Annotated in this window: 7 protein-coding genes; 4 read left to right on the top strand and 3 right to left on the bottom strand. The window is 62.6% G+C overall.

Annotated features, from left to right (window positions below; all coding sequences use genetic code 11):
• Positions 1 to 44: 44 nt before the first annotated feature.
• Positions 45 to 1,766 (bottom strand): alpha/beta fold hydrolase, encoded by a 1,722-nt coding sequence (locus tag GVM20_RS16495; RefSeq protein ID WP_166545925.1) that lies wholly within the window; start codon positions 1,764 to 1,766, stop codon positions 45 to 47.
• A gap of 155 nt (positions 1,767 to 1,921) precedes the next feature.
• On the opposite strand from GVM20_RS16495, the gene GVM20_RS03510 reads away from it, so the two are divergent.
• The 4 genes from GVM20_RS03510 to GVM20_RS03495 all read left to right on the top strand — a co-directional run bounded on the left by GVM20_RS03510 (position 1,922) and on the right by GVM20_RS03495 (position 10,178).
• Entirely contained in the window at positions 1,922 to 4,045 is a 2,124-nt protein-coding gene (locus GVM20_RS03510; RefSeq protein ID WP_166545924.1) for a PAS domain-containing hybrid sensor histidine kinase/response regulator family protein, read from the top strand.
• Between the two features lie 314 nt (positions 4,046 to 4,359).
• Entirely contained in the window at positions 4,360 to 5,514 is a 1,155-nt protein-coding gene (locus GVM20_RS03505) for an efflux RND transporter periplasmic adaptor subunit (protein WP_166546061.1), read from the top strand.
• A gap of 9 nt (positions 5,515 to 5,523) precedes the next feature.
• The gene (locus GVM20_RS03500) at positions 5,524 to 8,727 is read left to right on the top strand and encodes a multidrug efflux RND transporter permease subunit (RefSeq protein WP_166545923.1); all 3,204 of its coding nucleotides are present in this window, start codon (positions 5,524 to 5,526) and stop codon (positions 8,725 to 8,727) included.
• Complete coding sequence (locus GVM20_RS03495; protein ID WP_166545922.1) at positions 8,724 to 10,178, top strand: efflux transporter outer membrane subunit; 1,455 nt, start codon at positions 8,724 to 8,726, stop codon at positions 10,176 to 10,178. The genes GVM20_RS03500 and GVM20_RS03495 overlap by 4 nt, the downstream gene beginning before the upstream one ends.
• 46 nt (positions 10,179 to 10,224) lie before the next feature.
• Here GVM20_RS03495 and katG read toward each other — a convergent pair whose 3' ends face one another.
• A complete protein-coding gene (katG, locus tag GVM20_RS03490) occupies positions 10,225 to 12,474 on the bottom strand; it encodes a catalase/peroxidase HPI (RefSeq protein ID WP_502706184.1) in 2,250 nt (749 codons plus the stop codon).
• Between the two features lie 237 nt (positions 12,475 to 12,711).
• Positions 12,712 to 15,399, bottom strand: coding sequence for a PAS domain-containing hybrid sensor histidine kinase/response regulator (locus GVM20_RS03485; RefSeq protein ID WP_234031826.1), 2,688 nt, complete (start codon positions 15,397 to 15,399; stop codon positions 12,712 to 12,714).
• Positions 15,400 to 15,411: the final 12 nt, after the last annotated feature.

The following is a 15,411-nucleotide window of genomic DNA, read 5'->3' as shown; positions in this document are numbered from 1 at the left end:
AGGCGCGAAAGCGGCGGCATATCCGTTTGGGGGGATTGGGGCGGTTAAACCGCGGATTGCCGGATGGCTGGCTGGCGGCTGAGCGCCCTGACGACCAGTTCGGGGTGACTGAAGCTCATGAAACGCCCTGCACCGGGTACCATTGCGATGTGCGCGTCGGGTAGAACCTTTCGCCAATATCGCATTGTTTCATGCGGATCGTGGATGCTGTCCTGATCGCCCACCAGCAGCGTCAGCCGTTGGGTCCCGCGCAGCGGTTGCGGCATGCCCACGGTCGCCAGAGCCGTCTGTTCACGCACGAAGCCATCGAGCTTGCCTTCGCGGAAGGCCGTGACGCCCCGATAATAGTCTTGCATGTGCAAAGGATCGGCCATGATCTTTTCATCGGCCGGACAGCCCGCGGCCGAGCGCAGGACGTTGTCGCGCACCCGTGCGAAGGTCAGCGATTGCACAGCCCAGCGCGACATCATCCCGGCCGCCCATGGCCGCCGCACAAAGTTGCGCTTCATCGCAGCCAGAAAGCCGCTTCGCTTGGAGCTCGACATGGCATCGGGATCGGGATTCATGATCACGGCCGCTGCGATCAATTCGGGGCATAGCCGATGCAGTGCGACGATGATCTGCGCCGCCCCGCGCGACACCAGTTTGATGTGCGCCCAGCCCTTGGCTTCGCAGACATCGACGATGTCGCGTGCGGCGAGGTTGAAATAGTCGTCACCCCGGCAGTCCTCCGGCGCTGCATCGGTTCCGCCAAAGCCGGGCCGGTCGATGGCAATCGGCCGATAGCCATTGTTCTGCAGCGCTTCCACCAGCGCGCGATTGACCGGGCGATTGGTCATGCTGGAATGCAGCACCAAGAGCGGCTCGCCCGAGCGCGGGCCATAGTCGCTCGCCATGATCACCCGGCCATCGCGCGCGGTGAGGGTGAGAACGTGGTGAACCGCCTCGGGGAAAGGGTCGTGTCCGTCATGAAGGTTGGTCGCGATCGCGAGCAGCCGGAACTCCACCATCGTGCGCGCCAGGGCCGCCGCATTGGTGACATCGACGGCGGCGAAGATATGCGCGAGCTCTTTCTTCACCAGGGCTTCGGACACCCCCAGCGTGCGCGCCACTGCCTGCCGCGCAGCGCCATTGGCGATCAGGCCCGCGATCTGGGTCTGCCTTTCGGACAAGCCGTACGCGTAGGCGAGCAAAGCGTCGCTTTCTTCCGCATTTCTCCCGGTTCGGGCGATCCCCAGACCGATGAGCGTGATGAGATTCTGAAGGTTCGTCGCGCCCACCATCTGGCGCGCTGCGCCGAGATATTCGCGCGCGGTTTCATAGGCCAGCCCCGCGCGTGCCGCCGCCGCCCGGACATCGCCCGACTGGAACAAGGCCACGACCAGCCGGGTGACCGATGGCGACATCCCGAAATCCTGGGTGAAGCCGTGCAATTGTGCCTCGATCAGATTCCAGTCTGGCCGCAACACGCAGAGGCTACCTGCCGGCACTGGATCGGTCATCAATGCGGGATCGAAAATGATCCGACGCATTGCCGGGCTGTCTCCGACAATGACGATCGACGGCCCGAAGCGCTTGTCGTCGTAGGTTTCGAACCAGAACCCCTCGGTCTGCGCTTCAAGCCGTGCGAACTGCACCTGCAACCAGCCGTCGTCAGAGCCAATCGCGTCGGGGCCGCCCGTGAATTGATCCGGAAGGATGACATCGACCTTATGCACTGCGTTGCCGCCCTCTGGTGGAACGATGTGGGTGATAGGCTTGCGCACCGCCACGCGACATCCCCCTAAATGGGTTAAATCAACCGGGCAGTATCATGCTAACCAGTAAGCGGCCCGGCGGGCAAAAGGCGCTGAGACGCACGAAAATTTTAGGCCAATGCGTTATTCTGTAAATTCGGCATCACCCTGAAGGCAGCCCGGGCATGAACGATACGGATATCAGCCGCTTCAGTTACCGCCGCAGGCAAGCGCAGAACTCGGTCAGATTATCGCTGATCATTGCATTTGTCGGGGCAATGCTGGGGACGGTTGTTGCCGTCGGCCTCGGCAACATATCCGGTCCGGAGTCCTGGGTGCTGGGCATTGCTGCCGTCGTAACCGGCAGCCTGTTGGTCGCAATGTCGATCCGGCCAGCGATGGCGACAGGTGTGATCACGGGATGCCTCACAATCTATTACTGTGTGCACCTCAACGCAGGGGCGATCATCGCCTACGCCACCACTGATCAGATTTCCCGGACCCTGCCTTACATGGCCTGGTTCTTCCCGTTGGTTGTGTTCCACCACTTCACCAATTTTGGCTTTTACAAACGCCCGATCGGACTTCTGGTAAACATCGGCCCCGCGCCGATGATCGTGTTCATGATGGCCGATCTGACGGACGCGGTCGGCATTGCCACCGTCTTGGCTTACACGATCAGCTACTTTGCTTTTGTGGCTTTCATCGGCTTGTTCACGGAACACCGCGATCAGGAGATCAGACGTGCTGCGCTTGCCGAGGAGACTGAACGGAGCGCCGCTGCGCTCCGCGTGAGCGAGGAACGCTTCCGCTTGCTCAGCCTCGCGACCAATGATCTTGTCTGCGACATTGACCTTGTCGAAGGCACGGTGTGGTGGAACGAAAAGCTCTTAGACAGCTACGGCTATGACCCGCGCGAATTCGCGACAGATCCGCAGGCCCGCGAGAACTGGATCCATCCCGACGACCGCGAGCGTGTCGTCAAAAGCCTGCGGGCAGCCATCGCAAACGGCCAAGGGACATGGCTGTGCAAGTTCCGGTTTGTTTGCGCCGATGGCGAAGTTGTCGACATGGTCGAACGCGCCATGATCCTGCATGATGCCGAAGGAAAGCCCACCCGGATTATCGGCAGTTCCACCGATGTGTCGGAATTCAATGCTCTGGAAAAGAAGTTGCGTCAGGCCCACAAGATGGAAGCTGTGGGCCAGCTGACAGGCGGGTTGGCGCATGATTTCAACAATCTGCTTACGATCATACTCGGCAATGCGGAGGAGCTCGCGCAAATCCATGCTGCGGACGCGGATTCGCGCTGGCTGGCGGAAACCACGATGCAGGCAGCAGAGCGCGGAGCCATGCTCACGAGCAGATTGCTCTCCTTCGCGCGGCTTCAGACCTTGTCTCCCACCAAGCTTCATCTCAGCGGATTGTTCGCAGGCATCGAAACGCTGGTCCGCCGGACCATTCCTGAAAACATCACGATATCGCTGACAGCTGATCCCGATGTCTGGTCGGTCGAGGTTGATCCGGGCCAGTTGGAGAATGCCATTCTGAACCTCGTGATCAATGCGCGCGATGCCATGCCCAATGGCGGTGAAATCATCATCACGGCATCGAACATCATCATTGGTGCGGATGATCCGCGGCGCCATGAAGACTGCGTTGGTGACCGCTATGTCATGATCACTGTCGCGGATGATGGCTGCGGGATGCCGCCACAGGATATCGAACGTGCGTTCGAACCATTCTTCACGACCAAGGAGGTGGGCCAGGGATCAGGTCTTGGCCTCTCGATGGTGTGGGGGTTTGTGCGTCAGTCGCACGGGTTCGCCGAGATCGCTTCGGAGCTCATGAATGGCACCACGATCAGCCTCTATTTCCCTGCAACCGATGATGATGAAATCCAGCTTGCCCCACCCGAAGCGCAGCAGGTCCCAACGGGCCGGGCGGAGCGCATTCTGGTGGTCGAGGATGATGTTCTGGTTCGGCAGAGCCTTGTCGTCCAGCTGGAACGGCTCAGCTACACCATCGTGGCCGCAGGATCGGCCGCAGACGCGTTGCAGATCATATCGGAAAGCCCGCCCTTCGATCTGCTTTTCACAGACGTCGTCATGCCCGGCGAGATGAACGGCAGGCAGTTGGTGGAGGTTGCCCTGGAACAACAACCGGGACTGAAGGTGCTACTGGCATCAGGCTACAGCGAAGACCCGCTGATGCGGGAACGACGCCTGCAAAACCCATTGAGCGTCTTGAGCAAGCCCTTCCGCCGGACAGAATTGGCCGAAACCATTCGCAAGCTTCTGGATCAATAGCGGCTCAATGCATGCGCCTCTGACGGACACAGCGGCAGAGTGGCGGGATAAGAGGCGCTCACCGGGAATCGTGGGGTCAAAAGCAAACGGCTCGTCGCAGAAAACGATAGGTTTGCATATTTGCATGCTGGCCACCGGGCGTTTCAGGTGCAAGGAAGCTTCGTGGTGACGCGAAGGAAAAACAAGGCAGGTCGCGCGCGGCACCCAAAGCCTACCATGGATCAATGCCGTAGCTAGGGGCCACCAACGGCCCTCATGCGGCCAATTTCTGCGAGACTGCTATCTCTCTCCCTGCCCAGACCAAACCACCGCACATCTTCCGTTTCGCTGTCGCCGGGCTCGCTGCGCTGGCGCTGGCTGGTTGTTCGGGTGATGCGGGCGATGGAGCGCGCGAGCGGCCTGTGCCGGAGGTCGGCTATGTCGTGGTCAAGGCCAGTTCCGTGCCGGTTCCGGTCGAACTGGCGGGACGTGTCACGGCGTTCGAGATGTCCGAGGTGCGGCCGCAGGTCAGCGGACTGATCCGCCGCCGGTTCTTTACCGAAGGGGCCTTGGTACAGGCGGGGCAGACCCTTTACGAGATCGACCCGCGTCTGTTTCGTGCTGGCGCAGCAGAGGCTAACGCCAACCTCAACAGTGCTCTCGCCAATGCGGAAGCCACCCGCGTCCGTGCCGAGCGGTTGAAGCCGCTGGCCGAAGCGCAGGCAGTGGCGATGCAGGACTATACTGATGCGCAGGCGGCCGCACGTCAGGCAGCAGCGTCGGTGCAGCAGGCGCGCGCGCAGCTGCAGACGGCCAATATCAACCTCCAGTTCACCCGCGTGCCCGCTCCGATCACCGGCCGCATCGGCCGTTCACTGTTCACGGTGGGCGCGCTGGTCACCGGCAATCAGGCCGAGCCGCTCGTAGTGATCCAGGGCGTGGATCCGGTGTTTGTCGATATCCAGCAATCAAGCGCCGATCTTCTCGCGCTGCGCAAGTCACTGGTGCAAGGCGGCGCTGTGCCGGCCAGCACGGCGGTGCGCCTGATCCTTGAGGACGGGACCGAGTATGGCCCGCAAGGGGTCGTCCAGTTCTCCGAAGTGATGGTCAATCCGGAGACGGGCACGGTGACGCTGCGCGCCCGCTTCCCCAATCCGAACGGATTGTTGCTGCCCGGAATGTTCGTGCGGGCGCGCTTCGATCAGGCGATCGATACCGGCGCGATCCTCGTTCCGCAGGCGGCCGTGACCCGCAATGCCCGGGGCGAGGCGAGCGTTTTCGTTGTCGATGCCGGCAACAAGGCCGCCGAACGCAAGGTCGAGGCGACCCGTGCGGTTGGCTCTGACTGGGTGGTGACGGGCGGACTGAAACCGGGCGACAAGGTGATCGTCCAAGGCGTCGCCAAGATCAAGCCGGGCGCGCCGATCCGCCCTGTTCCGGCCAGCAAGCCGCAGGTGATCGCTGCCCCCAAGCCCGATACGAAGGGTTGAGGCGCGGCCATGTCGCGCATTTTCATCGAACGGCCGATCTTTGCCTGGGTGCTGGCGATCATTACGATGCTGGCAGGCATCGGATCGATCACCCTGCTGCCGATCGAGCAATATCCCGACGTCGCGCCGCCACAGGTCAACATCCGCGCGACCTTCCCCGGTGCCTCGGCCGAGACGCTGGAAAACAGCGTCACCCAGATCATCGAGCAGCAACTGACCGGGATCGACGGGCTGCTCTATTTCAATTCCAGCTCCACATCGCGCGGACAGGTGACGATCAGCGCCACCTTCGAGAAGGGAACCGATCCCGACATTGCTCAGGTTCAGGTGCAGAACCAGGTGCAACAGGCGCTCGCCCGCTTGCCGCAACAGGTGCAGCAACAGGGGCTGCGCGTCACCAAATCCAACCCCGATTTCCTGATGATCGTCGGCGTCTATGACGAAACCGACCGCAGCACGAACATCGATGTGTCCGATTTTCTGGTTTCGAACCTTCAGGACGAACTTTCGCGGATCGAAGGCGTGGGAGAAACCAACGTGTTCGGATCGCCTTACGCGATGCGGGTCTGGCTCGATCCGGACCGGCTTGCCGCGGTCGGGCTGATGCCGGGCGACATCGTCACCGCGATCCGCAACCAGAACACCGAAGTCGCGGCCGGAGAAGTCGGCGGGGTGCCGCAACCGGACAGCAACCAGCTCAATGCCACGGTCACCTCGCAATCGCGCTTGCGCACCGTGGACGAATTCAAGGCGATCATCCTCAAGTCCGAACAGAGCGGCGCGATCGTGCGGCTCAGCGATGTCGCACGGGTTGAGCTGGGCGCGGAAAACTATTCGGCATCCAGCCGGATCAACGGACACCCGGGGGCTGGCCTCGCCATCTCGCTTGCGCCGGGCGCCGACGCGCTTGCCACTGCCGATCTTGTCAAACAGGCCGTCGCCGATGCCAAGCCGAGCTTTCCGCCGGGCTATAATGTCGATTATGCCAATGACACCACGGCCTTCATCCGCCTGTCGATTGACGAGGTGGTGCAGACGCTGATCGAAGCGATCCTGCTGGTCGTGCTCGTCATGTTCGTGTTCCTGCAAAGCTGGCGCGCGACCCTGATCCCCACCATTGCCGTGCCGGTGGTGTTGCTGGGTACTTTCGCGATCTTCTATGTCGCAGGGTTCTCGATCAACACCTTGACGCTGTTCGGGCTGGTGCTGGCAATCGGCCTGCTGGTCGACGATGCGATCGTGGTGGTCGAGAATGTCGAGCGCCTGCTCGAAGAAAACCCCGACATGACGCCCAAGGAAGCGACGATCCAGTCGATGGGCGAGATCCAGGTGGCGCTGGTCGCCATTGCGGTCGTGCTGTCCGCGGTGTTCCTGCCCATGGCGTTCTTCGGCGGATCGACGGGCGTGATCTATCGCCAGTTCTCGATCACGATCGTATCGGCGATGGTGCTGTCGGCGCTGGTCGCCTTGATCCTCAGTCCGGCGCTGACCGCAACGCTGTTGCGGCAGAAGCAGCATGCCGTCGACGATCACCCAAGCCGTCTGCAACGCGCTTGGCCTCGCGGGGCTGAAGCTCTGGCAAAGGCCCAGTCGTGGTTCAACACCACCTTTGCGCGCGGCACTGACAAGTATGTGGTGGCCGTGGGCCGGGTGGTCGACCGCAAATGGCTGTTCCTCGCGATCTACGCGATTGTGCTGGTTCTGCTGGCCGTGCTGTTTGTGCGCCTGCCGACCGGCTTCCTGCCGACCGAGGATCAAGGATCGGTGCGCCTTCAGTACCGCTTGCCCGCCGGTGCGACGCTGGGGCGCACGCGCGAGGTGCAGCTCGCCATCGAGAAATACATGCTGGAAGATGAGCGCAAGAACATCGCGGTCATGTTCAGCGTTGCGGGCGGCGGACAGGGTGCGGCCGGGCAGAACACCGGACAGGGCTTCGTCAATTTCGTCGACTGGTCGAAGCGCGAAGGCGAGGAGAATTCTGCCGACGGGATCAGTGAGCGGGCCAACAAGGCGTTCGCCGGGTTCCGCGATGCGCAGGTCAATGTCCTTGTCCCTGCCGCCATCCGCGGCCTTGGCCAGACCAACGGCTTCAGCCTCCAGCTCCAGAACACCAGCGGGATGAGCCGCGAGGAATTCATCGCCGCGCGTGACAAGCTGCTCGCGGCGGCGGAGGGGGATCCCGCCCTCGCCGGTGTGCGACTGGGCGAGTTGCCCGATGTGCAGACCTTGCAGGTGGATATCGACCAGCCCAAGCTCGCCGCCTTGGGGCTCAATCAGGCGGATGTGAACGCCACCCTGTCAGCTGCGTGGGGCGGGCAATATGTCAACGACTTCATTGATCGCGGGCGGGTGAAGCGCGTCTTCGTGCAAGCCGATGCGCCCTACCGCGCGACGCCCGACGATATCGGCCGGTGGTTCGTACGCGGCGATAATGGGCAGATGGCGCCCTTTTCCTCTTTTGCCCGCACCCGCTGGTCGACCACGCCGACCACGCTGTCCCGCTTTCAGGGTTATCCCAGTTTCCAGTTCGACGGTCAGGCCGCGCCGGGCGAAAGTTCGGGTGCGGCGATGGACCGGATCGAGGCGCTGGCCAAGGACATACCGGGCGTCAGCGTCGCATGGTCGGGCCTGTCGTTCCAGGAGCGGCTGTCCTCCGGTCAGGCACCCCTGCTCTATGCTCTGTCGCTGCTGGTGGTCTTCCTGTGCCTTGCCGCGCTCTATGAAAGCTGGACCATCCCGGTGGCGGTGATGCTGGTGATTCCGCTGGGTCTGGTCGGTGCGGTCTTCGCCGTAACGCTGCGGGGGCTTGAGAACGACGTCTTCCTCCAGATCGGGCTCCTGACCACGATGGGTCTGGCGGCGAAGAACGCCATCCTTGTGATCGAATTTGCCGAACAGGCCGAAAAGCGCGGCGCAAGGGTGATTGATGCCGCGCTTGAGGCGGCCCGCCTGCGCCTGCGTCCGATCCTGATGACCAGCCTCGCCTTCATCTTTGGCGTGTTGCCGCTGGCGCTGTCGAGCGGGGCCGGCGCCAACAGCCGCATCGCGATCGGCACATCGGTAATCGGCGGGATGCTGACCGCGACGGTGCTGGCGATCTTCTTCATCCCGCTGTTCTTCGTAATCGTGCGCCGCACGACCCGCGACACGCTCAAGAAGCTGCATCTCGGCCCAAGCTCGCCGCCTGCTGCAACCGAAGGAGGCACGGCATGAGAAGCGGGGCATTGATCGCGCTGGCGTTGCTTTCGGGCTGTTCGATGGCGCCCAAATATGTGCAGCCCGCCCTGCCCGTCCCGGCATCGTGGCCGGTAGGCGATGCCTATTTTGCGCAGAGCGAGGCCGCGCTGCCGGTGATGACCTACCGCGAGGTCTTCGCCGATCCGCGGCTCGCACAGGTCATAGAACGGGCGCTCGCCAATAATCGCGACCTGCGCGTGGCCGCCGCCAACATCGCCACAGCGCGTGCGCAGTTCCGCATCCAGCGCGCGGGCCAATTGCCGCAGGTCGGCGTAGGCGCGGGCCGCACCCAGTTCGACAACGGCACAGCCAACCAGAACCGCAATCAGGACGTCGACATCGGCAATGATCCGTCGGCCAGCCGCTCGACCGCCGGGGTGCGCTACACCGCCGATGTGAGCACGACGGCGTTCGAGGTCGACCTGTTCGGACGGTTGCAGTCGCTGTCCGATGCCGCGCTCAATCGCTATTTCGGCACGGAGGCGGCGGCCCGGGCAACGCGGCTGACGCTGATTGGCGATGTCGCCGATGCGTGGCTGACCTATGCTGCCGATTGCTCCCTGCTGAAGCTTGCCGAGGATACGGCGGCCAATGCGCGCGAGCAGGTGAAGCTGACCCGGCTGCGGCTCGACGGCGGTATCGCGCCGCGCACCGATCTGCGCCAGGCGGAACAGATCCTTGCCACCGCCGAAGCCGATATCGCGCAGCAGAAAACCGCTCTGGCGCAGGACATCAACGCGCTGCAACTGCTGGTCGGCGCGCCGGTGGACGACGCGCTGCTGCCGCAATCGCTCGCCGATGCGGGCGAGGCGGTGCGCACGCTGCCGGCTGGCCTCGATTCCGCGATCCTACTGCGCCGACCCGATGTGATGCAGGCGGAATACGAACTGCGCGCCGCCAATGCCGAGATTGGCGCGGCGCGCGCGGCGCTGTTCCCGCGGATCACGCTGACCGGGCTTGCAGGCTTTGCGAGCAATGCGCTGTCCACCTTGTTCACGGGCGCGGCGTTCAATTATTCAGCGGGCGCCAATGTGCGCTATTCGCTGTTCGCAGGCGGCGCCGCGCAGGCCGGTGTGGCTCAGACCGAGGCGCAGCGCGAAGCGGCGGTCGCAGGCTATGAGCGCGCCATACAGGCCGCCTTCCGCGATGTTGCCGACGCGCTCGCACGCCGCGGCACGATCACCGAACAGCTGCGCGCCAACCGCGCCTTTGTCGATGCGGCCGAGGATAACTTCAGTCTTGCCGACCTGCGCTATCGCGGCGGGATCGATTCCTTCCTTGCCAGCCTCGATGCACAGCGCGCGTCCTATGCGGCACAGCGCACGCTTCTCGCGACCCAGCTGATCGAAGCCAGCAACCGGGTCGCCCTATACCGCGCCCTGGGAGGCGAGACGGTGGACGAGCGGCGAACGGACGGGCAGCCCTGACAGGAGGCGCCGGACCATAGGCCCGGCGCCTCGCAGTCGTTTTGCCTTACCGCAGATCGAAGCGGTCGAGCATCATCACCTTGTTCCAGGCCTTGGCAAAGTCCTGCGCGAACTTTGCTTCGCCGCCCTTCACGGCATAGGTTTCCGCCACGGCGCGCAGTTCCGAATTGGAGCCGAACACCAGATCGACTTCGGTGGCGGTCCACTTCAGCGACCCGGTCGCCCGGTCACGACCTTCATAGACGCCCTTGGTCTCAGCCGGCTTCCAGGTGTTGCCCATGTCGAGCAGGTTCACGAAGAAGTCGTTGCTCAGCGTGCCGGGGCGATCGGTGAACACCCCATGCTTGGCGCCGCCGCTATTGGCGTCGAGCATCCGCATCCCGGCCAGCAGCACGGTCATTTCCGGCACAGTCAGGCCCAGGGTGTCAGCCTGATCGATCAACATCTGGGTTGGCGTCAGACGGGCCTTGTCGCTGTAGAAATTGCGGAAGGCGTCGGCTGCCGGACGCAGCAGCTCGAAGCTCTTGGCGTCGGTGTGGGCGTCGGTTGCATCGACCCGGCCCGGAGTGAAGGGCACGGTGACCGGTTGCCCCGCCGCCTTGGCTGCGTCCTCGACAGCGACCACGCCGCCGAGCACCACGAGATCGGCGATCGACACCTTCTTGGCACCCGCGCCAGCGTTGAACTTCGCCTGCACGGCTTCCAGCGCGGTGACCACTTTGGCGAGCGTGGCGGGATCGTTCACGCCCCAGTCCTTCTGCGGCGCAAGCCGGATGCGCGCGCCGTTGGCACCGCCGCGCATATCGGTGTCACGGAAAGTGACTGCCGAGGCCCATGCGGTGCGCACCAGATCGGAGCGGCTGAGCCCGGTGGCGCGGATCGCTTGCTTGAGCTGGGCGATGTCGCCCGCTTCGATCATGGCGTAATCGGCCTTTGGCAGCGGGTCCTGCCAGATGAGGTCTTCAGCCGGAACTTCCGGCCCGACATAGCGGGCCTTGGGGCCAAGATCGCGGTGGGTGAGCTTGAACCATGCACGGGCGAAGGCTGCGTCCATCGCCTTGGGGTCCTTGGCCCAGCGGCTCGTGATCGCGCCATAGGCCGGGTCATAGCGGAGCGCGAGGTCGGTCGTCAGCATGACCGGCGAATGCGTGACGTTGGGGTCGAACGCGTCGGGGACGACCTTCACGTCTGCCGCATTGACCGGCTCCCACTGCTTGGCACCGGCCGGGCTGGTGGTCTGCTTCCATTCGAAGCCATAGAGGTTTTCGAGGTAGTTGCTGCTCCACTGGATCGGCGTGACCGTCCATGCGCCTTCAAGGCCGCTGGTGGTCGCATCCTTGCCGACGCCGGTGCCGCAGGTGTTCTTCCAGCCCAGGCCCTGCGCCTCGACGCCTTCGGCAGCGGGCTCCTTGCCGACGCAATCGGCCGCCTTGCGCGCACCGTGCATCTTGCCGATCGTGTGCCCGCCGATCACCAGCGCGGCGGTTTCCTCGTCATTCATTCCCATCCGACCGAAGGTGGTGCGGATCTGCTGAGCGGACTTGAGGATATCGGGGTTGCCTTCCGGCCCTTCGGGATTGACGTAGATCAGGCCCATTTCCGAAGCAGCGAGCGGGGCGTCGAGGTTTTCGCCTTCGGCGTTGCGTTCCGAGGTCAGGAACTTGGTTTCCGGGCCCCAATAGACCAGCTCCGGCTCCCACGCATCGGCACGGCCACCGGCAAAGCCGAAGGTTGTGAAGCCGGTGTTTTCGAGCGCGACATTGCCTGCCAGGATGATGAGGTCTGACCACGAAAGCGCCGCGCCGTACTTCTGCTTCACCGGCCACAGCACACGGTGGGCCTTGTCGAGGTTGCCGTTGTCGGGCCAGGAGTTGAGCGGTTCAAACCGGATCTGCCCGCCATCCGAACCGCCGCGCCCGTCACCCGAACGATAGGTGCCCGCCGAGTGCCAGGCGAGGCGGATGAACAGCCCGGCGTAATTGCCATAATCGGCCGGCCACCACTCCTGAGAGTCCGTGAGCGCAGCGTTGATATCGGCCTTCACCGCCTTCAGATCGAGCTTGGCGAATTCGGCTGCGTAATCGAAATCCGCGCCGTTGGGGTCGGGGTTGTATTCGTTCTGGCGCAGGCGATTGAGGTCGACCACATTGGGCCACCAGCCCTGCACATTGCGCGGCGCAGCTTCGGTCTGCGGCATCGCCGCGCGGCCCATGCCGGGCTCGTTAAACCCCGGAGGCGTGGCCGCCGCAGGCAAGGCAAGCATCAGGCTGGAGGACAGGAGCAACAGCTCCTTCATTTTGCTAATCATATATGGCCCCGTTATGGTCTGTTGATCATCACGCACCGCGAGACGTTGTCAGAACCGTTGTTCTCGTCCGATAGCGATGCGTGCCGGGGGCCACATAAGGCGGCGCGCCAAACGAGAAAAACGGCTTGTCGCGATAACTGTGATGCGGTGCGTCGATGATCCGCACGGCTTCGGCGTCGATTTTTACGAGGGGTGGAAAGTCCCCAACCGACCCCAAAGCTGCGCTCAGGCGTCGAATATCTCTGCGAGGACAGCGGTGAGTTCCGTTGACCTGTAAGGCTTCTTGAGAAGCTTTACGTGCTCAATCTCATCCAGCTGCAAGTGTTCGAAGGCAAAGGCGGGATAGCCGGACGTGAACAGCACCTTCATACGAGGATCGCGTTTCCTGACTGCTTCAGCGAGCTGCTGCCCATTTATTCCGCCGGGCATGATCACATCGGTGAACAGGAGATCAAACGTCATCCCGCGATCGAGCAACGAAAGCGCCTGCTTCCCGTCCTCCGCAGCGGTGACGAGGTAGCCCATTTTGGTGAGCATTTTCTCGACATGGGCCCTGAGTTCAGCTTGGTCCTCGACAAGCAGAATCCGCTGTCCGTTTCCGGGGCGCGCCTTTTCGGTTTCGGTCTTGTGTTCCTGTTCCGCTGCCGGCTCGAGGAAACGGGGAAGGAACAGCTTGATCGTCGTGCCCTGATTGGGCTCGCTGTGGATGGTCACGTGTCCATCGGATTGCTTGGCAAAGCCGTAGACCGTGCTCAGACCGAGTCCGGTTCCCTTGCCCACGTCCTTGGTTGTGAAGAAGGGTTCGAACACTTTTGCGAGAACGTCAGGCGGCATGCCTGCACCATTGTCGCTTACCGCGACGACGACATAATCGCCCGGTGCAAGTTCCGATTGAAAGGGCTGCCTATCGTGCGAGATCGTTACATTCTCGCAGCTGATGACAATGTCGCCGCCGGCCGGCATCGCGTCCCGGGCATTGACGGCTAGGTTCACGATCGCCTGTTCCAGCGCGTTGGCATCGGCCTTCGCTTGCCAGATTTCTGACGGAATCCGGCACTGGATGGTGATGGACTCCGGTATGCCCGCCCTGAGCAGGGCGACCGTCGACGGCACCAATCTGGTCAGATCGACGCGCCCCGTCTGCAAATGCGATTGGCGGGAGAAGGAGAGCAGCCGCTGGGTGAGGTCGGCTGCACTCCCGCATGCCTGATAGATGAGCGCAACGGACTCGGCCTGCTCTTCATTGAGGCCGCTCATTTCCAGAAACTCGGCATTGCCCTGAATGATCATGAGCTGGTTGTTGAAGTCGTGTGCCACGCCGCCCGTCAGCTGGCCCACCGCTTCGAGCGCACGCGCGCGCGAATAGCCTTCCTGTTGACGCTTCTCGATTGTCACGTTGCGGGCATTGCCCAGCATGCGTTGGGCCCTACCGTCTGGATTGCGCAGGATCGCCGCCTTGACCGCCATATCGATCTTGGTCCCATCGCTGCCGATCAGGACGTATTGTATCTCCCATTGCGCTGCATCAGACTTGACGGCGTCACGGAACGAATGCTGCACCCGTAAAGCATCTTCAGGCTCGACGTGGTCGAGAAAGAACCGCTCTTGGCTTACATCGGGATCAATGGCGACACCAAGCCGGTGGGGCCAGTCCGGGGTGACCCAAGTGACATTGGTTTCGAAATCGCGATCCCACAACACGTCGCTGACGGTGTCGGCGATGATCCGGAATCGCTCCTCCGATGCCTCAAGCGCGTGCATGGCATCGGTCAACTGGCCGATATCGGTACCGGTGCCGATGATCCGGAGCGGCTTGCCGGTCTCGTCGCGCACGATTGAGCCGCGCACAGCCGCACGGCCCTGCGAACCATCGGGGCGTACAAACCCGTAATCGAGGGCATAGCGTTCCTTGCCGGATTCAATGGCGTCGAGCGTCACGCGGCGCACGAGATCATGATCGGCTTCCACCGCGCTGATGGCGCTGAGCCTATCGAGACTGACATGGCTCGGTGCCGGATAGCCATAGATCGTTTCAAAGGATTCGTTGGCCCAATATGCGCCGGTTTCGATGTCCCATTCGAAGACCACATCCTGGGTCGCCCGCGCCGCCAGTTCAAAGCGCTCCTGGTAGATCTTCGTCTCTCGCTCAGCTTCCTTGATTTGCGTTATCTCGGTGAAGCTGGTGAGGACCTTGTCGACATTGCCATGGGTATCCAGCAAGGGAAACGCGTTGCAGATGAGCCAGATGAGCTTCCCGTCGCTGTCGCGCTTATTGCCGAACACCATACCGCGGATCGGCTTTCGCTCAGCCATGGCGCGATTTACCGGATACTCATCGACGGGCAAAAGCGAGTGGTCTTCTCGTATGAAAGACCAGAGCGGATCCGTGTTCACGGCTCCAAAGGCAGAATCCTGATCCACCCCAAGTAACTCAAGCGCTCTCGGATTTGCGTAGATGATTTCCGTAGTGGCATTGTGCAGTACCACGCCCGAGAGGACGTTCTCCATCATGAACTGATGATCGAGTTCGAGCTGTTCCGCCTTGATTTCGGCGCTCTTTTGTTGGGTGATGTCCCGCACGACGCCGATGAAATGGCGAAATGACCCATCGGCGTTGCATTCAGGCCTGAAGGAGAGGTCGTACCAGATGGCCTCTTCCGACTTGCGGCAGTTCCGCAGCTCCCCGGAAAAGGGTTGCCGCGCCTCAATTGCTGACTCGATGGCCGTAATGGCCGCGCAGTCCGTATCGGACCCCTGCATGATGCCACGCAAGGCGCCCGCCATTTCGGACCGATCGTTTCCGGTGATGTCGAGAAATGCCTGATTACAATACACGATCTCGCGATCGGCACTGAACACAACCACGCCCTGCGAAACCGTATCGAGAAGAGTCGTAAGCGTGCTACTATCCATAACCTGTCGCTA

Origin of the sequence: Porphyrobacter sp. SLTP, assembly GCF_009905735.1 — a bacterium.
GTDB lineage: Bacteria > Pseudomonadota > Alphaproteobacteria > Sphingomonadales > Sphingomonadaceae > Erythrobacter.
Note: the sequence above shows the minus strand (reverse complement) of the source record. Positions and strands in the feature narration are given on the sequence as shown.